Origin of the sequence: Legionella bozemanae, from assembly GCF_900450575.1 — a bacterium.
Classification (GTDB): Bacteria; Pseudomonadota; Gammaproteobacteria; order Legionellales; family Legionellaceae; genus Legionella; species Legionella bozemanae.
Window position 1 is genome coordinate 620,273 of record NZ_UGGY01000001.1, and the last position, 20,495, is coordinate 640,767.

Sequence of the window (20,495 nt, forward strand, 5' to 3'; positions counted from 1 at the left end):
CTAAATGGACTTTAAAACGCACCAAAGCCGATTAAGCCAATTATCCGCACGATTTAATTTGATGGTGTGCCTTGTGTTTGGTTTATTGGTATCTAACGTGCTGTTGTCTTGCTTTGTATATTCAGCGTTCAAACATCATACCGTAGAGATTACCCCTTTTTCAGGGAATCCTGGTTATTTAAAAAGTGCTTCATTTGTTGACAGTCATTACTTAAGTTTAATGACGGAGAATTTTATCAATGAGCGCCTCAATGTTAGTCCTGAAACCGTTGATGCGAATCATAAGCGTCTGCTTTCCTTTGTGAGTCATCAACAGTACCCCTATTTTTTAAAGCTGTTTGCCCAGGAAGCCAGGGTTATTAAAAACAAAAAAATGTCATCTACCTTTGACATCACTGAAATCAAAGTAAACCCCAATGAACTTAATGCTGTGGTGAATGGAAAGTTAAAGCGCTATGTGGGAATTCAAGCACTTTCTGACACACAAACAACATACAAGTTGGTATTTCAATATATGGATGGTCGTTTATCAATCGTCCAATTTGCACCAAAGAAGGAGAGTAACGATGCATAAAGGACTTGGTGTCATTTTGGCACTGGTATCAATGAGTGTGATTGGGAGTAACAGTATCCCTTTTAAAGATAATAGTGAAATCGCATTAACTTTAAGCCAGGGAAATTACAACCGCATTTTTGTGAAAAATGACAAAATCGTGGAAGCGGTTTTTCCGGAAAAGGCGATGGCGATTAAACGTGATGAACAGGATGGATCTGTTTACATTATGTTGGCAGCAGCCAACCCATTTACCTTATTCCTTACTACTGAAGCAGGTCATCATTTTTCGGTGACGTTAAATAGCGAAGAGTCATTAGGTAAAACAATTGAACTCATTCCACAACAGCCACTACCTGTAAAAGTAACACCTCGTCAAACGAAAACCAGTCAGGTAGCTGGGACTCATGAAGCTATTCCAGAAGCAATTCTTGCAATGCTTACCCATATGGAGAATAAAAAACCATTTACTGATGTGGTTGTAACGCGTCAATTTGGCAAAGCCCAGCGTTGGGGAAGAGGTTTAACCCTGTTACCTAAAGAGTCTTGGGATGGGCGGCTTCTTAAAGGAGAAACCATTGAGCTCTATAACGGGGGTAAAGAGCCTTTAGAGTTATCTCAAGAATGGTTTGCAAAGAAGGATACTCTAGCGATTAAATTTTCTAAGCCCACAATTAATCCTCGTGAGCGTGCCATGCTTTACCGTGTTGCAGGAGTGGATCATGGCTAATTGGCAACTCAATACAATGGTTAAAAGCCGCCAACTCCGTACATTAATCATGGTGGGAATTGGAGTTTTGCTTATTCTCGCTATCATGATTGTATTGTTTGTAGATGGTCGTCCTAAAAAAACTTTAGTTCAACAAAAACCAGTAGATATAACTGGAATTGTGGATGAATCGTTTACCGAAGCAGCAGCTGATAATGCATTAGCAGCCCAACAAACTGAGCTTGAATCACTTAAAAAGCAACTCAATGCTTTGACTTCCAATTTGAAAAAGATGAGTAAGGAACATGAGAAGCAACTAAGCGCTCAGAAAGAAGAATTGACGTCTCAAATCACCTCGATTCTCGCAAATCAGGAAAAAACAACCATTTCCGAGCAACCGCAGAACACATCCAATGAGTTAAAAGGAGTACACAATCCAGAGTTGTGGCATCAGCCCAATGCCTATGCCATGAATGCAGGTAGCAACTCTAACCCCATGGTATTGACGGATAGTACGCCCCGTATTCATACAGTTTCTTTTCGACCCAAACGCCGTAGTACGAAAATTCATCATAATAGCTATTTGAACCCTGCTCATTACGTCCCCTCAAACACTTCGGTTAGAGCAGTTGTTTTGGGTGGTGCTGATGCGGATGCATCCGTTAATGGTCAATCTAAAAATAACGGCGTAATGCTCTTTAAGTTCCTAGAGGATGGAACACTCCCTAATGGAGCGCGCTCACGTCTTCGGGGATGTCGCGTGAGTGCGAATTCCTATGGAGATATTTCCAGTGAACGTGCTTTTGCAACCTTATATCGTCTCTCTTGTGCTCATCCAGGCCAACCCATTATTGATAAAGAAGTGACGGGTTGGGTGTTTTTCAATGGCAAAGTGGGGATTAAAGGCAAGCCATTGATGAGGGATAACAAAGTGATGACTTGGGCAGGAGTTAGTGGTGCGTTATCTGGAATTGCCCAAGCCGCACAATATGCTCAAAGCGTACAAGCGATTGGCCCTTATGGTGCAACTTCTGTAGTTCCATCAAGCCAAATTGCACCTTTTGCAGCTTATGGAGGTGCTTCCAAAGCAGCAGATACGTTATCTGCGTATTACGTTAAACGCGCAGAACAATACCATCCTGTCATTCAAGTCGGTTCTGGCAATGTGGTCACGGTGGTTTTTAAAGATGGATTTTATTTAGAGCCTGATGAAGACAAAAGCCAACATGCCATGAACCAAGTCAAAGCAGAGGAAGAAGCACAAAGATTAATTACTGCTAACCATGAAGGGAATTCGATTGACATGAATTTTACGGTGCCGCCTGAGGTATTAGGGAAAATTGACCATGCGAACAGCTTGAGCGGAAATGAGACAGGGGTATTACGATGAAAATAATTAAAAAGAGTCTGATCCTTTTAATTTATATGGGATTAGCAGGATGTGGACCAATCAGTTCCAATTTCAGTTGTAATGCCACGGCCGGGGATAGTTGTTTGACCATCGAGCAGGTCGATGCCATGACTCGATTTTCAGATGATGTAAAACCCTATAGTTCCAGAAAGAACATGATGAAGGCTGAAAGCAAACATCTTTTAAATCAAGGAAAAATAGTCAAACAAGATAATGGACAAGCTCTATGGCTAGCAAAAACAGTTAAGGAGCAATCGTGGGCTTAAGGCTAAATCAATGGCGAGATAAAGCACGCGATATGATGCATCGTGCGAGTCATAAAATGGGAGAAACAGCAGGGATTAAACCAGAGTCACTGCAAAATCATCTAAAAGTAAGTGAATCGTGCACTTTAGATTTACCTTCTCTAAAAAGTCTTCTGCCTTATGAAACGGTAAGTGATGAGGGATTTTTTGTAAACCGAAACTCTGCGGGGTTTGGTCTTTTATTGATGCCTATGGCAGGGGCTGACGAGTCTTTGATGAAATCCTTAGCAGAAACTTTTAAAAACAAGCTAACTGAAGGGACGGATTGTACGGTGTTATTGTATAAGCACGCTTGGCTTGCGCAAAATATGTATCAAAATTACGTACCCATTTTAAAGCAAGATGGAATTTATGCAGAACTAGCACGTCAAAGTCTCAAATACCATCTTAGTGCCATTGCCAAGGGCTATAAAAATGGACGTAATGTTCCAGCCACACTCTCGGATTACCGATGTTATCTTTTTATTTCAAGACCAACAGAGCTTAGAGTTGAAGGCAAGCTTCAGGGACTGCGAGATGACTTTGAATCCGAACTCAAAGTTGCAGGGTTTAGTTTTATGCGGTGTGAGGCGCACGATTTTAAAGTATTGATGCGGGCTCTTGTTTCACCAAATTTCGATGAATGTTCCTGGCCAAAAATTGAGGATTCACAACCTTTTATTAGTGCATCCATTCCCAATCCGACTACAGTATATGAAATTGGTGATGAGAACATTGATATCTCCATTGCAGATGATGAAGGTGCTATTCAGCGCTCAAGGGTGGTGAATTGTGAGCTCACGAGTTTTCCTAAGGCTCCATTTGCCTTATGGCAAACGCCAGACTTATTTGCCAATCTTTTAAAACCTGAACAAGGCATTCAATGTCCATTTCTTCTTTCATTTACTGTGCGTGGTGTCAATCAGGAAAAGATGAAGGCACAAGCGAAAAAAAGAGCTAAATCTTTAAGTGCTAATAACAATGCCATTCAATCCTTTATTAATCCTAGTATTAAAGAGGAGGCTTCCGAATGGCAATTTGTTCATGAGTACGCATCCAAAGGCGAACTGTACCTGCTGCCTACGTTTTACAATCTAGTATTGTACACCACCGTTGAAAAAGAACGGGAGCATGTGGCAAAAGCAATCGCAAGTTTTAGGCAAATGGGATTTACACTGATCCAAAGCCGTTGCAAACAGTGGCTTCGATTTTTGGGAAGCTTCCCTTTTATGTTGACCGAAGGGCTTTTTTCAAGCCTTGAACTCTTAGGCCTAACCAAAAAACTAAGTCATACGAATGTGGCCAATCTTTTGCCTGTGGTTGCTGATTTTAAAGGAGCACGGCAGGGGCTTATTCTACCCACATACCGCCATCAATTGTTTTATTTAGATACCTTTGATGACCGAGTTTTACCTATTACCAATTTTAATCGTTTAACCATTGCAAGCCCAGGCTCTGGTAAATCCTTTTTTGAACAAGCACAAATTCTTGATGGTTTATCACGTGGGCAGCAAATTTTTGTTATTGATTTAGGAGGTTCTTACAAGCATTTATGTGAATTAGTCGGTGGAAGCTACATTGATGCATCTACATTGACGCTTAATCCTTTTACGTTATTTGATTTTGATGGGGTTACCGAGATTAATGGCGAGAAGGTGAATGACTATATTCAAATCAGAGACTTGTTAGCCATTATGGCAAGCCCCAATGAAGCATTGGGTGAGGTACAAAAAGCATGGCTTTTGGATGCGGTTCTTACCTGTTGGAAAGGGAGAGGAAGGCTCGCCAAAATGGATGATGTATTGGCAGCACTGAGAGAGCTTCTTCAAAAACCAGAATCCAGAAATGACCGAAGATTAAAAGATTTGCTGATTTTGTTGGATAAATATGGAAGCCAAGGAATCTACGGCAAGATGTTTAACAGCGATACCCCTCTTTTGAATAACTCTAATTTTGTGGTTCTGGAAATGGGGAAACTTGAAAGTAATCCAGAACTACTTACCATTGTCATGTTCGTCATGATTGTGATTATTCAGGGTCAATTTTATCACTCAGACCGCCGAACCCAAAAGCGTTGCATCATTGATGAAGCTTGGCGTTTTCTAGTCGTGGGATCTAATCCTATTTCAGCAGGATTTATTGAGCAGGGATTTCGTACGGCAAGAAAACACACTGGTGGTTTTGCGGTGATTACTCAAAATCTTGCCGATACTATGAATACGCTCCAGGGGCAAGCTATTGCTGCAGCAGCCGATACTAAAATCATCATGCGCCAAGGAGCATTTAGGGACTATATAGAGAAACATCCCGACCATTTTAACCCCCTAGAAGTTTCCATGATCGAATCCTTTGGTGAGGCAAAAACACAAGGATTTTCTAATTTGATGATTCAATTTGGTAATGTCACAACATTTCATCGTTATTTTTGCGATCCATTTTCAAGGGTTTTGTTTTCTACCTCAGGTGATGAGTTTGGGGAAATTGAATCCCTAATGAACCAGGGGGTACCACTCACCGATGCTGTGCACCGTGTGGCACAACAATACTATGGAGATGAATTATGCGATTAGTTCATCAAGTTTCACTGAGTGTGGTTGCATTAATTCTTATTGGATTGGAACTTGTTTGGACTTCGCAAAACACTCAGGTGGTCCTTTTTGATACTGAAGTCATTCAGGCGCAATTGGTTCGTCAACTCGCCGAGCATCAAGCAAATGAGGAGCAAGTGAGCCATACAACACGTCAATTTAAAAATAAACTTCAAAATCTATTAACCCAGTATGCAAAGCAGCATCACGTCATCATTTTAGATCATCGTAAGGTTCTTGCCGGTGGTGAGGACATTACCTATGAGATTGTTAACAAATTGGGACAAGCAATGAGGAACAAGTCATGAAAAGAGTAATTTTTGTGTCTCTTATGTTAGCGAATTGTTGGAATGCTCATGCTAAATCATTCGATGTTGTAGGCGGGGTTTTCCCCGTTGCAGAAAAAAGCTTTGTAGTGCTGATTGAAGAACGTTTACGCATATTAACTGCCAGTGGTGAGTTGGAGACATTAAACCGGAAATGGATTGATACAGTGGTCAACCATACTAACAGACCTACCGCATTAGGTTTGGGGCGAACCAACCAAACAATCAGACATTACTACATATCAGAAATCACTTTAAGTCAGGATATCGCGGATGGTAAAGGCAATGTTCTCTACCCCAAAGGAACTCATGTTAATTCTTTGGGGTATATGCCTACATATAGACCCTGTTGGTTGTTTTTTAATGCAGATGATGAGGCGCAGATGCGTTGGGCGGAGAAGCAAAATAATCAATGTTCTAATCCAAAATTTATTTTGACGAGTGGGACAATTGATAGCACTGAAAAAAGACTCAACGCAGTAATTTATTTTGATCAGGAAGGACGCATTACAAGAAAGCTTAATATTGAACATGTGCCAGCGCGAGTAACACGCAAAGAAAATCAGCTTCTTATTGTTGAAATGGCAATTAAGGAGAATGGCAATGTTGTTTAGAACTCTATTTTTAATGGTTTTATTTATTTTTTCTTGCAGTGGTTTTAGCAAGCAGTGTACAGGAAATTTTGTTAATCCGATTACTGATGTATGTTGGCGATGTTTATTTCCTTTATCGATTGGAAACATCAAGGTAGTGAACTCATCTCTTCCCGATACTGACAATGCAGCAAGTCCTGTAGGTGTATGCCCAAGCCCTATGGGTTTACGTGTGGGGTTGAATATTGGTTTTTGGGAGCCTGTGGCGCTGACGGATGTGACTGACACACCGTATTGTCTGGTGAATTTAGGCGGCACCCAGCTCAATCTTGGCCTAAAGCAGTCAAGAGGTGGTCGTCATGTGGTGGGCAATGGCCAGCAACGCGCGTTTTTCCACGTCCATTGGTACAAATACCCGCTTATTAGCTGGCTTAATCTCATCACCTCACTCGGATGCATGCAAGGTGGAGACTTTGATATTGCCTACCTGACCGAACTTGACCCTACGTGGCAAGACTCAGAAATGAGTTTTGTATTAAGTCCTGAGTCGGTGTTATTTGGTAATCCCATAGCAGCTTCTGCATGTGCCGCGGACGCTCTTTCTTCGACATTGACCAAGAAACCCATAGACAGCCTTTTTTGGTGTGCGGGAAGCCAAGGGACTCATTATCCTCTGACAGGTCATGTGCATGCACCTTTATCTCCCGTGCAAACCGCGCTGCTATTGACCGAGCGCATGAATTACAAAATGCATCGTGAATTTTTAATCGCTGATTCAAGTCCTGTGTCAGGTGCGATTTGCAAAGAACATCATTATTCAGTAACCCCTAAATCCCGCTACCGCTATGAAATGGTCAATCAGGTGGCCGATGGCAAACATTGCTATCCAGGTGGGTTAAGCACTTTGGCTTGGGAGTTCGGAAAAATTAAACCGCATACTCCAGACCAATATGGGTTTTTAGTGTGGCGAAAACGCAACTGTACCTTCCTTTAGATGGAGTTTGACATGCTAAAAAAAGGAATTATTTTTTTACTGGGATGTTTTGCGAATACGGTACTTTTTGCCTCTACAGTCTCCGTGTTTATCAGCTTTTCCATGCCGGATGCGCTTTTGGAGCAGACCCTGAAAGAAAGCAGCAGGTTACACATTCCTGCATATTTAAATGGGTTGTATCACGATTCAATGAGGGATACTGCACTCAAGGTCATGGAGTTAAGCAAGCAAATCCCCAATTTGAATCTAGCCATTGACCCCACCTTATTTGAGCGTTTTGAGATTCAGCAAGTCCCTGCCCTGGTTGTTGAAGAAGGGAACTCCTTTGATGTGATTTACGGCCATTTAACCCTAAAAGAAGGATTGTTACGAATTGCAGGTCATGGAGATGCCCAATTGTCCATGCAGGATGCTCGGAGGATAAGCGGTGAGTAAGTTCATCTTGATTTTATGTTCTTCTCTATTTATTACCGCGGGATTGGCGCAAACTCCAGCGGATGCATTAAAGGCGCGCGAACAAGCGATGCACGCTTTAAACGGTTTTAGTCCTGCAAGCGTATTGAATGGATACACACAAAATCCTAAGGAGACGAGCCATCTCCCGCAAGAAGGAACGAACACTTTGCCTTCTGCAGGCTTAAACGCACTGTCCCACAATCCGGAGGCTTTAGAGGTTTACCAACACGCAGGAACTCGCACTAAAGGACGCTACAATCCGAATAGCCCTGAGATGCGTTATGCCGAACAATTGCTTGAAAATCCAGAGAGTGCGGTAGATGGTGTTTGCTATAAAGAACCAGGATTCTGTGAATCGACCCAAGAGAGCAAAACCTGCGAAGAAACCGTGGGCTACAAAAATATCTCCTGTGGTGAAGCGCTTAAGGTAACGCTAAAACCACTCACACAAAATTTTACGCGCGAGGTCATGTTCCCTCAAGGAAGTGCAACGTTTCATTTAGCCCAATGTGGCAAACACAACAAAAAATGCAGCAAAGCAAATCTTGCCGAAATAAGCCCTGCGTGTGAAGCATTAAATCTGGTGGTGATGTATCACAATAAAGTGCTGCAAATCATAAAAAATCCTACCTGCAAAGACCCCACAGTGACGGTGTCCTTAGGAAAAATAATTAAGGCACCGATACCGCTTAGGATGACATTGACGCAACAGGTAAGTGAAGAGTCTTGGGTCACGCAAGCCTGCGACAAAAACACCTCAGATACCTGTGTTTTAACGAACACCAATTCATGTCTTGAACCGAATGCCACAAAAATCATGGAGGGCATTGCCATTACCAGACCGTGCTGGGGTCATGCTTCGAATTATCAATGCTCTTACTTAGAAAACAGTTATTGCATGCCTTTGCTTCAGGCCGGCTGTTCGCAAGTGAGTTCCCGGTGTCTTAATGCGTCCAATGGATTATGCACTCGCTTCTTACAAACATTTTCCTGTATGAATCAGGTGTGTTTTCCAGAAAAAACCATTTGTCCTGACAAAATACCCTGCAGCGATGGATCCTGTGACTTGTCTTTTGAGGAAGAAAGTGATGATGCGGCTGAAGGCTTGTCACGCCTAGGGGCTCTTGCTGGTGTGGCATCTGATGTCGCAACCAAGCAAGTTCGCAGTGGGGTGCCTGCGATTTTCACTGGAACAAATTCAACCTGTCGCAAAGTGGTTGCCAATACACGTAATTGTTGTCATGGCAGCTACCAAATGACTCATTGCAGTGACGATGAGAAGCGGCTTGCCAAAGCTAAGGAAGAGGGCAGAGCATACAAAGTAGGAACTTTTTGTGCTTTAAAAAAGCTAGGACTTTGCCTGGAGGAAAAAGAATCATGGTGTGTTTTCCCAACAAAATTGGCTTCCATCCTGCAAATTCAAGGACGTTTTTATCAGTTAGGCATTCACTTTGGTTGGGCAAAAGATGAGGATAATAAAGCCAATTGTCGTGGTATTACTCCAGAAGAACTCGAACGCATTAATTTTTCTGCCTTAGATTTATCTCCTATTACCCAAGAACTCATGAATCGTAAAGTACTGCCAAATGATGGGCAAGTATCTGCGGTCAATCAGTCGCATATCGAGCGTTTAAAACAGATGGGGCGTGCACATGATTAAATGGGGCATTTTACTTTTGATATTCCTTAATTCGCTTAGTGTGCTCGCCGAGAAACCGGTCGGTTTTCTTTGGTACAGCATCGAAAAGGAACAGAAAAAGACAAGACAACCAGTGCCTGGAGGCACTCCCTTTAACCGGCTTAGTTTTACTGAACGCGATGCGGTACTTCGTTTCTATACCATGGAAGCCTTGCATAAAGCACGGTACACCAAAAAGATTGAAGACATGCGTGTTTTTCTGAGCCTTCAAGATTACTGGCTCAATGAGTCAACGCGTTTTAAAACCTTATTTCAAAAAACGATGCTTGCTCATCCCCAATACGATTATACAGTGACTCATCCTACATCGAACATGGGTACTAAAATCACCGATGAAGTACGTGAGTCGCATCGTATAGAAGTAATCACAACTCTCGCCAAATCCCATGGATTATTGTTTTTCTATCGTGGCAAAAGTCCTTATGACCTCAAGCAAATTCCCATTCTTGCTGATTTTTGTCATCGGTTTCGTTTGACTTTAATGGCCATTAGTGTGGATGGGGTGATTTCACCTGAATTCCCTCACTCAAAAATTGACTCAGGGCAAGCAAATCATCTTGGCGTGCATTATTTTCCTGCACTCCTTTTGGTAAACCCACTATCCCGTAAAACAGAGTCCGTGGCGTATGGTTTAACCACGCAGGATGTATTAATGGAGCGACTCGTACAGGTAGCCACTCAGTTTCAAGGAGAACAAGGATGAAAGGACGCTTGATTATTACCGTACTTATTCTGACTATAAGCACATTTACTGTGCACGCAGAAAGTTCCGCATGGTTTACGAAGATTATTGCTTCCAAGGAAGAGGGCTCGCTACAACATACAGTCAAAAAAGAACCCAAAACACAACAGCACGGCTTTTTTAGAGAACATGGACTCATTCTCTTTTATGCAAGCACATGTCCTCATTGCCACCAATTTGCACCCATTCTTAAATCATGGGTTGTGCAGAATGAAGTTGAGGTGCTTCCCTTAGCATTTGACAATCTACCCTTGCCTGAATTTCCAAACTTTTTACCTGCTACTACTGAATGGATTAACGCAGCTTTCCAAGGACAACCCATTAACTATCCTGCATTGTTTGTTGTGAATCCCAAAACAAAGATGCTGTTTCCTGTTGGATTTGGGTCTATGACCCAAGACGAATTAAATTATCGTATGGAGCGCCTCATTCCCAAAATTACATCTTATGAACGCAGGGGAGTGATGCTATGAACAAATTGATAGTAAGCTTTGTGCTGTTGAGTGTGGTTTCATTGACACAGGCTAGTGTTAGCACCGATTTAGATAATTTCTTTAATGGCATTGGCTATGCATCGAATGTAACCTCTCCTGCTGCTTTTGAATCGCAAGCAGCAGGATTTTTTGGTGGAGGCTCTCTTTATGCGCGCAATCAAGTGCGTCAATATCAGCTGGTACAATTGGACTTACCCAGTTACCGTGCAGGATGTGGGGGGATCGATTTATTTACCGGCAGTATGAGTTTTTTAAGCGAACAAAAGCTTGTGGATTTAGGCAAATCAGTGATGACCAATGCCGGCGCTTATGCCGTAGATGTAATGCTGGCATCAACTGTTCCTGAGCTGAAACAAGTTCGAGATTACTTGCAGCAATTGGAACAAATGGCCAATCAAGCGAGCATCAATTCCTGTCAGTTGTCCCAAAATATGGTGGGTGGTGTCTGGCCAAAAACTGCAGAAAGCCAGCAAAAAATCTGTAAAGACCAAGCAGCCATGGGCAAAGAAGGATTATTCAGTGATTACGTCAAAGCACGTATGGTCTGTTCTGGAACTGGTTTTGATAGTGTGATGAGTAAAGCATCGAGCGATCCCGAACGTAAAAAACAGGTAGTGTTAAATAAAAACCTTGTGTGGTCTATTTTACAATCGAAATCGTTTTTAAGTGCTGACCGCGAACTGTCTGAAATGGTGATGAGCCTTACCGGAACGCTGATTATCGATGGCCAAGGTAAAGTAACCAATGTGCCCTCACTTGTGGGCAATGCTGGTTTAATCAACGCACTTATTGGGACTGCCGGTACCCACCAGGCCAAAATATGGCGCTGCAAAGATGCAGAAAGCACCAATGCCTGCTTGCAAGTAAGTCTTCAAGATATTTCCATACCCGAAACCGCAACATTAACCTATAAAGTTCGTGACATTATTCGCACCATCAATACCAAGCTGCTTAATGATGAGAAACCAGGCAATCGTGAATTGAATTTCTTAAGTATGACTTCACTTCCCGTGATGAAATTTTTATCCGTATTAAACAGCATGCGCTATGCAGGCACCACCGTAGATATTGAGGAGTATTCAATGCTGATTGCTCAAGATTTACTGACCAATTACCTCACCGAGCTACTTACGGAAGTCAGTCAAGCTACAGCAGGCTCTGAATTAAACGCTGATTTAGTGAAAGAAATACAAAAACGAATTAATCGAGCTACTACAGTTGTGAGCTCACTCGATCCTAAAGTAGGTCATAAGCTGCAACAAAAATTGGCACTGGTTGAGCGCATGGCACAGATTGAAAAGCAGGTGGCTGCCAGCATGAACAGTGCAGGAGCATAAGAAGATGATAACCATTCATGTGCTTGCAGGTGGCGAACTCGTCCAACATGTGCTTAATGCAGTAACTTCGTTTATGAAACAGGACAGTTTTTTAGGATTACTGCGTATTACTGCACTTATAGGTATCGTTATGGCCACCGTTGGTTATTTAAAAACGAGAAATCCGATGAGCTTTGCCCATTGGTTCTTAGGTTATGTGTTGTTTGTAAATCTCATCCTTTTGCCTAAAACCTCGGTCTTAATCGATGATATTTCTGCCCAAAACCCTAAATTAGTTGATAACGTCCCTGTTGTCTTTGCGTTAAGTGCAAGTCTTGTGACCACCATCGGTTATGGATTAGCGCAAAGTTATGATGCCTTACTTACTATGCCTGATGATTTACAGTACACCCAAACAGGAGCTTTGTTTGGCTCACGCCTTATTCAAGCGGCAACCAGTTTTCGCATCATCGACCCGGTACTTAAAGAAGAGATGAATGAATATTTTCGCGTGTGTGTGGTAGGGGATATTCGCATGAATCGCAAATACTCCGTGGGTGATTTGGCACATTCCACCAATCTCTGGGATTTAATCAGTGCTAAAGCCTCACCCCTTCGCATGCTCGCGGTGAATGGAAACCTTGTCACCTGTGCTGAAGCCTCCAAACCCGACGGACAAACTAGTCTTCGCAAAAAACTGGATAGCGAAATTAAAAAGGCCTATACCTTTTTTGGTGTCAATTTATTTGGCAAACCCAAGGATACAACCTATGAAGCATTGTTCAGTACCCATCTGAAATCTGCTTTTGATTATTATCAGGGGCTTACCGATTCCGCGAGTAATGTCTTTTTACAAAGTATGATGATTAATGCCATGAAAGAAGGCATAGGACAATATCAAGCCTTTACCGATGCTACGGCAGGTGTCGTCAATCAACAGTTCACCAAGTCCCAAGTGCAGCATCGCTGGAGTTGGGAGGTGCTCGGGCAAAAAGCACTTTGGATTTTACCGATTACCCATACGTGTTTGACGCTTTTATTATTTGGAGTGTTCCCTTTAATTATTGCTTTAACTACACTTCCTGGTGGGGTACGAATTTTGTATGGCTATTTGCAATTTTTTATGTCCTTGCAGTTTTGGCCAGTGCTCTTTGCCATTCTCAATGCAGGCATGACCATTTATGGCGCTTCATCCTCAGGCGAATACGGGCAATTTACCATGGTTAATCTCAATCAAATTGATGAGTTGCACGCGGATATTTCTGGTGCCTGCGGTTATTTGATGATGCTCATTCCCTTTTTATCACATGGCTTAGTTTCCAATTTGGGCGGGGCATTTAGCAATCTCGCAACCTCTATGATGAGCCACATGCAAGGCTCGAGCATGTCGGTGGCAGGAGAAGCTGCCGGCGGCTCTTTTGCCCTAGGTCAAACAAGTTTCTATAACACCACGGCCAATAATTTCTCTGCTAACAAACACGATTCCAATTGGAGCCATCTACATGGAATGCAGACCGAGCAATTAGGAAGTGGGGTATTAAAAACCATTTCCGGTAATGGTGAGCGTATTTTTGATGTAAGTCCAGGCATGACCCGAAGTGCAGTTTCCATAAACACTGCCGAAGGTTTAAGTGCCTCACTGAACCAAGCCTATGAAAAATCATCTCAAGCAGCCCTTAATGAAACCAATCATTATCAATCGGCATTATCACGTTTTGCTCATCGTGCAGTGCAACTGTCTCAACTCCAAGGACATGATATGCGCCTAGGTCAAGGAGTTTCTGAAAGTGAATCAAGCCAATACTCCAAAGCGCTCTCAACCTTAAGTCACATAGCCGAAGATGTGGCGCAACGTATGGGAGTAAGCAAGGAAGATGCATTAACTCACTTAACCAGTGGTGGTTGGGGAGCCCATTCAGGCATCAATACCAATCGCAGCATTTTTGGTAAATTAGCTCAATGGGGAACGGGGTTGCATGCAGGAGGGGATGCACATCTTAAATTTGACCGTTCTTCAAGTAGCAGCAATCGTTATCATCAAGGCATGGATGGGAGCTTGTCTTCACGCGAAGCCCAAGATTTTAATAAGGCACTTAATTACGTGCAGCATTTTTCCCAAACCCATCATTTGGATGACAGTCATTCTGAAGCCGCATCACTCTCGAAGCAAATGGGCACTGATTTACGCGAAGCAGAATCAGCAAGCCATAATGTTGATGCCAACCGCTTGGAAGCGGCGCGAATTTCCAAAGCGAAAAGTTTCATTGAGTCGCATTCAGCCCAAGTGAATACGGATTTAAATCAGGCATTTCCTGCCTATGTAACTCAGCGAATTGGAGAAGCGGCTCGCGATGAGCTCTTTGCACGTCCCGGGGATATGCAGGCACTCAATCAACTTCAAAAACTGGGGCATGAGTTTATTGCAGTCAGGCGTGATGAATTAATTGCAGAGTTCGGCACTAAAGAGCAACAAAAAAATGTGGATTCCTTTTATCATCAAGCAAAACAGGGTCTTGAGAGTCGAGAAAACCAGTTAGGTGTAATGTATCGAAAAAACACACACGAACTCGAACACGATGCACATCAACTTAAGCTCGGCATTGATGCAAACAACATGCACACACTACCCAATAACGTGCAGCAAAAAATTAAAGAAGCGCCACAGCATCTTAACCAACAGGAACAGTTGATTCGTAAGGAGCAGCATGATCTAATGGAGAACGAGGTTCAAACAGTACACGAAGGAAAGGTGGACGCACAAAAAAATGTGATTTTAACGGAAAAGCTCCCAAGAACTTGGGGACTGCATACGAAAGGAGAGTAAAATGAACCCAATAGAATTGAAACTCGCACTGGATGAGGATGTCCAACTCATCAATAGTTTAAATCCCGATATTATTCCTGCCCGCTTTTATTATGGAACTTTTTTGAAATTATTTGCCAGTGGGTTTTGGAAAATTTGGCTCATTATCACAGCCACACTGACTTATGCAGGAGTTCATAACCCGTCCAATGAGGCGATTGCGCATGAGGCTGTATCGCAAATTGTCGAAGAGTCCGTGCTTATGGCATTTTTTATGAGTTTAGGCTCCATGCTATTACTCACTCAAGCCTTAAATTTCCGCATTCTTGTGCGTTTTTATTTGGAAGACCGATTAAAAACAGGCCGAATACTGACTCAAAAATTAAAGCACATCGCCTATCTGTTCTTCGGTAGTTTTGCTGTGTTCTGCGCGATGTTTGCAAGTTATGGAGAGTCTGCTGCCATTTTTTTCTTGGTGGGCATAGCATTTTTTGGAAGTCTTGTGATTACCTATTTCGTGGTGAACATGGAAATGAACCGAATTGGGTTAATTCTCATTTTTTCAGTCATACATGAGTTTTTTCAAAAAGGGAAAAAAGGGTACTTAAATTCTTCGATGACCCAATAAAAAACAAAATAACCAATTAACAACCAGAACAACATGCAGTGGTAGCCACTGCTTTGCCTGAAAAAAGGTAGAGGAAGAAACATCATGCAAAATGAGCCTAATTTTAAACACTATACGCGGGGTGGGCAAATCAGTTTCCATAACTTAAGGATGTGGGATCAAATCACTAAATCCTTGGTATTGATTTGTCTGTTTTTATGGGTGGTACTCACGGGGCTTATTATTTGGAGTGTGACCTCTTTTGAAAAACTACACCATGTGTATGCTTATTATTGGGCGCAATTTTTAAATGGTGTGGGTCAAAGTCATGTTTTTCATCTTTCTTTTCATGGCAAAACCTATTTACAAAACGTCCAGCAAATTCTCAATTACCCCTATTACAAAGAAAATGCTTATGAAATAACCCGGCTCATGGGGCAATCCGCATTAGGAGCTTTTGCTGTTGCATTTTTGCTGGGGATAGTGCTTGGTATTTATTTTATTCGCCGAGGTAAGGAACAAAGCAAGCATCAATTCATTCGTGGAAGCAGGATGGATACAACTGAGCAAGTCAGAGCACTCATTTTAAAGGATGGTGTTCATTCAGACATTCACATTGATGGCTTTCCTTTAATCTATGGCAGTGAAGTACAGCATCTATTAGTGCATGGCACAGTAGGTACTGGAAAAAGTCAGCTCATCATGAAGATATTGGATGTCTTACGTGCACGCGGAGATAGAGTTATTATTTATGATAAGGGATGCTCTTTTATCTCCCATTATTTTCAAGAAGAATGCGATGTAGTTTTAAATCCCTTTGATGTACGCTGCCCTAATTGGGATATGTGGGCTGAAGCACCTCGCGATTCTGATTTTGAAAATATGGCAGAAAGCCTTATTCCCATGCATGGGGAATCTGACCCGTTTTGGGTGAATGCAGCGCGAACGGTCTTTGCATCGGTTGCAGCGACCATGCGTCATGACTCCGAACGCTCACTGGACAAACTCTTGCGACTTTTATTAACGGGTGAATTTGCTACTTTGGAAGCTTATGTAGCAGGTACGGCGGCAGCGACTTTAGTCAGTGGGAAAATAGAAAAAACGGCGATTTCCATTCGTTCAGTTATCACCACTTATCTGAAATCCCTGCAGTCTCTATTAGGGCTTGAGCATGAGAATAAGCCTTCATTTTCTATTCGGGATTACATTTTAGATGATCAACGTCAAGGATGGTTTTTTATTTCGTCTAATGGGGAGCAACATAAAACCTTAAAACCGCTGATGTCTATGTGGCTTGCCATGGCATCTCTAACACTTTTAAGTTTAACTCCCGACAGAAATCGACGCATTTGGTTTGTCTGCGATGAGTTACCCAGTTTGCATAAACTGCCTTTATTGGGTGAGACCATAGCTGAGGTACGCAAATTTGGTGGCTGCTTTCTTTTAGGGATGCAAAGCTTTGCTCAGCTCACCAAAGTATATGGACAAAGCGGGGCGCGCGAGCTTTTTGATTTGCTCAATACGCGTTTTTTCTTTCGCAGTCCAAGCAGTGATATGGCGCGTCTTGTCGCTCAGGAACTCGGCGAAGAAGAAATCGAGGAGTCACGGGAAAATTATTCCTATGGCGCGAACAGTATTCGTGATGGGATTTCTTTAGGAAGCCAGCGAGTAACGCGTCCCATTGTTGCTTATTCAGAGCTTATGGAGCTTCAGGATTTGCATTGTTTCGTACGGCTTCCTGGTCCTTATCCGGTCACCCAGTTATCCCTTAAGCTCAATCAACGTCCGAAACACTGTTCTGGTTATATCGAGCGCACGATTCCTGAAGCGTTGAACAGAGAAGAAACAGTAGAAACTAACCCCAAGTTGATAAACCAAAAGGGTGAAGAACTCGTTCAAAAGAACAAAAAATCTCATTTAATTGAATACATGGATTAAGCCTATGCTCAGTGTACAACCCTTAAAATCAGCTCAAGGAGCCGCAGACTATTATACTGCAGCATTTAACTATTACACTGGTGATGCCACAGCCATGCAGTGGCTGGGAAAAGCAGCCGAACATTTAAAGTTAAGCGGCATGGTTGAAAAAGAAGAGATGCTAGCACTTTTAGAAGGAGCCTTACCTAATGGCCAAAAACTGCAAAATCGCCAAGGGGTACATCGCCCAGGTTTTGATATGACCTTTTCAGCCCCTAAAAGCGTTTCACTGCTGGTGGGACTTGGAGTAGCACCAGAGCTGATTTCTTTTCATGACCAAGCAGTTCAGTATGCCATTTCGCAAATTGAGAAAGAGTTTTCCCAAACACGAAGTGTTCGTGATGAAGCGATTATTTTTGAGAAGACGGATAATTTATGTGTTGCTGCGTTTAGGCAACCCAGTTCGCGTGCCAACGACCCGGCACTACACACTCATTGTGTCACGATGAATCTTACCTTTCACAATGGAAAATTTAAGTCCTTAGCAAGTGACCCCTCAAGAAACAAAGGAGTGCTCGAGCAAATCCAAAATAATGCACATTATTGTGGTTTAATTTATCGACAGCACTTAGCTAATTCCTTAAAAGAAGCCGGATTTTCTCTTCGTTTGAGCGGAGATGGGTTATTTGAAATTGATGGGATTCCAGAGGATGTGTTACGCGCGTTTTCCAGAAGAAGGGGGGAGATTGAAGCGCATTTAAGCGAGAAGGGCTGGTCAGGGGCTAAAAGTGCTTCGGCAGCTAATTTGCTTACTCGCCAGAATAAGGAAGAGCAGGATATTCATGTACTGAAGCAAGAATGGCAGGAACGAGCTCATACATTGGGGTTTGATGCACATGAATTTTTAAAAAATCGGAATCAACAACTTGAGACAAACAGTTTCTTTTCTGCACTTAAAGAAAAAGTACATAACCTAATCAATCACTTTAAAAAACAAAATACCTCAGAACTTGATGCTGCACGTGCCTGTGTGCATGTTGCTGTTGAAAGGCTAAGCCAACGCACTGCTTTTTTTAGTGAGCGCCAACTCCTGACAGAATCCATGAAACACAGCTTAATTGCACCTCAATCGATTACACAAAAGGAGCTTCTTGCAGCCATTGAGCAGGAAAACAAAGCACAAACACTTTATGAAGCCAAATGTCCGGAAACCCAACAAACGGTGTATACCACCCCGTGGCTTTTAACCCTTGAGGCAGAAACAATTGCGCGGATTGAACACAATAAAGGAGTGGTTCCTGCAATTGCTTCACGCCAACACATAAAGTCTTTTCAACAAAAACGGGCAAGCTATTTAATCTATCCTATGACCCAGTCACAAAAACAGTCGATGATTGCGTTACTTACTTCCCAAGACCGTTTTAGCGCCATTCAAGGTTTTGCAGGAGTTGCAAAAACCTCGATGCTTGCAGAAGCCAAGACTTTAATTGAAGAGAAAGGCTATATGCTACGAGGAATTACCGTTGCAAGCTCTGCAGCGCACGAATTACAGACTAAAGCAGGTATTCGTACCGATGTTTTTCCAATTGTACATCAAGAATTAAAAGAAGCTCCGACGGGTTCTTTATTTAAAACGCTCTTTATAGTCGATGAAGCCTCCATGCTTTCTTCTCACCAAGGTCATGAGCTGTTGAAGCAAATTGAACGCACCGGTGCGCGTCTTATATTGGTAGGGGATAAAGCGCAACTCCCCAGTGTGAACACAGGGCGTATTTTTAGCCTTGCCCAAGACTATGGCATTGAAACATCGGTAATGGATGAAATTGTACGGCAGCAAAATCAAAAAGCTAAAGAAGCAGTGATTTGTGCTACGAAAGGGGATGTTCAAGGTGCAATAGAAAGGCTTAATGTGCAAATACTACCTACATATGAAAAGCGAATCCAATGGATTGCAGAGCATTGGCTGTCTTTATCACCAAAGCAACGCGATGAAACACTTTTATTTGCACCAACCCATGCTAATAGGAAAGCCATTACTCAAATTCTTCGAGGAGGTTTAAAACAAGAAAGCAGTTTAAACGGAGATGCTCTTATTCAAAAAGTTTTGCATCCCAAATCCATTGAAGCGGTACAGCAACGATTTGTTTCTTACTACCAGAAAGGAGATGTTGTACGTTTTAATCAAAACTTTAACAAGGGTATTAAGCAGGGAGCTTATTTTACTGTAGGGCAAATGACCAAAAAGCATTATAGGGATAATGTACTTCTTTTGATTAATACGGAGGGAAAATCTTTCAACTTTCCTCTTAAAAATCTTCCTGCTTATAAAACCCATAGCGGTCCTTTTGAGCGCATTATTGAATTGTATCAAGCCAAGGAATTGGAGCTTCTTAAAGGCGATAAAGTGATGTGGACGCGCAATTTTAAAGAATTAGATCTTCGCAATGGGCAATGCGCCAAAGTGCATGAAATCAAAGAACATGACATTGTGTTTAAAAATCAAGAAGGAGCAATTTTTAGTATTCAAAAAGCGCATCCAGCCTTAAACCATCTTGATTACAGTTATGTTCTTACTAATTACAAAGTTCAAGGAAAAGACGCGCCTTATGGAATTGGCCTTATGGAATCCTATCACCGCTTTAGTGCGACCATGAAAAATTTTTATGTACAAATTTCCAGGGCTATTCATGGAATGACTTTGGTGACGGACAATAAAGAGCAATTGGTTCAGGCGATTCAAAAAAACTCAGATGAAAAGCGTGCTTCACTGGATGTGATTTCTAGTCACAAATTAAATCAACATGTATCGCGTTTTACACATAATCATCAATTTTCCATTAAGCCGGCTATTGATAAAAAGATTCAATTTGAATTGCAAAATGAACGAATAAACTCATTGAGACAATTAAATAAAATTGAGGAGCTCTCTTTCACTAAAGATGAGAGTGGCAAAGTATTTATTGAAAAAACCAAAAATTTTATCAAAGAATTAGAGCTATAAAT

17 protein-coding genes are annotated in these 20,495 nt (G+C 42.1%); all 17 read left to right on the top strand.

Annotation, left to right across the window (positions count from 1 at the left end):
* The first annotated feature begins 4 nt into the window (after window positions 1-4).
* The 17 genes from traE to mobF all read left to right on the top strand — a co-directional run bounded on the left by traE (window position 5) and on the right by mobF (window position 20,493).
* The gene (gene traE, locus DY223_RS02690) at window positions 5-574 is read left to right on the top strand and encodes a type IV conjugative transfer system protein TraE (protein WP_058461018.1); all 570 of its coding nucleotides are present in this window, start codon (window positions 5-7) and stop codon (window positions 572-574) included.
* On the top strand, window positions 567-1,283 hold the full coding sequence (traK, locus tag DY223_RS02695) for a type-F conjugative transfer system secretin TraK (protein ID WP_058461019.1): 717 nt from the start codon (window positions 567-569) through the stop codon (window positions 1,281-1,283). The genes traE and traK overlap by 8 nt, the downstream gene beginning before the upstream one ends.
* The gene (locus DY223_RS02700; RefSeq protein WP_058461020.1) at window positions 1,276-2,652 is read left to right on the top strand and encodes a TrbI/VirB10 family protein; all 1,377 of its coding nucleotides are present in this window, start codon (window positions 1,276-1,278) and stop codon (window positions 2,650-2,652) included. Before traK ends, DY223_RS02700 begins: the two co-directional genes overlap by 8 nt.
* Complete coding sequence (locus tag DY223_RS02705) at window positions 2,649-2,939, top strand: TraV family lipoprotein (RefSeq protein ID WP_058461021.1); 291 nt, start codon at window positions 2,649-2,651, stop codon at window positions 2,937-2,939. The genes DY223_RS02700 and DY223_RS02705 overlap by 4 nt, the downstream gene beginning before the upstream one ends.
* A complete protein-coding gene (gene traC / locus DY223_RS02710; protein WP_058461022.1) occupies window positions 2,930-5,527 on the top strand; it encodes a type IV secretion system protein TraC in 2,598 nt (865 codons plus the stop codon). The genes DY223_RS02705 and traC overlap by 10 nt, the downstream gene beginning before the upstream one ends.
* Window positions 5,518-5,853, top strand: a complete 336-nt coding sequence (locus DY223_RS02715; RefSeq protein ID WP_058461023.1) for a TrbI F-type domain-containing protein — start codon at window positions 5,518-5,520, stop codon at window positions 5,851-5,853. Before traC ends, DY223_RS02715 begins: the two co-directional genes overlap by 10 nt.
* Entirely contained in the window at window positions 5,850-6,485 is a 636-nt protein-coding gene (traW, locus tag DY223_RS02720) for a type-F conjugative transfer system protein TraW (RefSeq protein ID WP_058461024.1), read from the top strand. Before DY223_RS02715 ends, traW begins: the two co-directional genes overlap by 4 nt.
* Window positions 6,475-7,458 (top strand): conjugal transfer pilus assembly protein TraU, encoded by a 984-nt coding sequence (gene traU / locus DY223_RS02725; protein WP_058461025.1) that lies wholly within the window; start codon window positions 6,475-6,477, stop codon window positions 7,456-7,458. The genes traW and traU overlap by 11 nt, the downstream gene beginning before the upstream one ends.
* 12 nt (window positions 7,459-7,470) lie before the next feature.
* On the top strand, window positions 7,471-7,893 hold the full coding sequence (gene trbC, locus DY223_RS02730) for a type-F conjugative transfer system pilin assembly protein TrbC (protein WP_058461026.1): 423 nt from the start codon (window positions 7,471-7,473) through the stop codon (window positions 7,891-7,893).
* Window positions 7,886-9,574, top strand: a complete 1,689-nt coding sequence (traN, locus tag DY223_RS02735; protein ID WP_058461027.1) for a conjugal transfer protein TraN — start codon at window positions 7,886-7,888, stop codon at window positions 9,572-9,574. The genes trbC and traN overlap by 8 nt, the downstream gene beginning before the upstream one ends.
* Window positions 9,567-10,316: a type-F conjugative transfer system pilin assembly protein TraF gene (gene traF, locus DY223_RS02740; protein WP_058461028.1), complete on the top strand. Its 750-nt coding sequence runs from the start codon at window positions 9,567-9,569 to the stop codon at window positions 10,314-10,316. Before traN ends, traF begins: the two co-directional genes overlap by 8 nt.
* Entirely contained in the window at window positions 10,313-10,828 is a 516-nt protein-coding gene (gene trbB, locus DY223_RS02745; protein ID WP_058461029.1) for a type-F conjugative transfer system pilin assembly thiol-disulfide isomerase TrbB, read from the top strand. Before traF ends, trbB begins: the two co-directional genes overlap by 4 nt.
* Complete coding sequence (locus DY223_RS02750; RefSeq protein WP_058461030.1) at window positions 10,825-12,186, top strand: conjugal transfer protein TraH; 1,362 nt, start codon at window positions 10,825-10,827, stop codon at window positions 12,184-12,186. Before trbB ends, DY223_RS02750 begins: the two co-directional genes overlap by 4 nt.
* Window positions 12,187-12,190: 4 nt before the next feature.
* Complete coding sequence (traG, locus tag DY223_RS02755; RefSeq protein ID WP_058461031.1) at window positions 12,191-14,989, top strand: conjugal transfer mating-pair stabilization protein TraG; 2,799 nt, start codon at window positions 12,191-12,193, stop codon at window positions 14,987-14,989.
* A 1-nt stretch (window position 14,990) separates the two neighbouring features.
* The gene (locus DY223_RS02760; protein WP_058461032.1) at window positions 14,991-15,596 is read left to right on the top strand and encodes a hypothetical protein; all 606 of its coding nucleotides are present in this window, start codon (window positions 14,991-14,993) and stop codon (window positions 15,594-15,596) included.
* Between the two features lie 84 nt (window positions 15,597-15,680).
* A complete protein-coding gene (gene traD / locus DY223_RS02765; protein WP_058461033.1) occupies window positions 15,681-17,513 on the top strand; it encodes a type IV conjugative transfer system coupling protein TraD in 1,833 nt (610 codons plus the stop codon).
* A gap of 4 nt (window positions 17,514-17,517) precedes the next feature.
* Window positions 17,518-20,493, top strand: coding sequence for a MobF family relaxase (mobF, locus tag DY223_RS02770; RefSeq protein ID WP_058461034.1), 2,976 nt, complete (start codon window positions 17,518-17,520; stop codon window positions 20,491-20,493).
* Window positions 20,494-20,495: the final 2 nt, after the last annotated feature.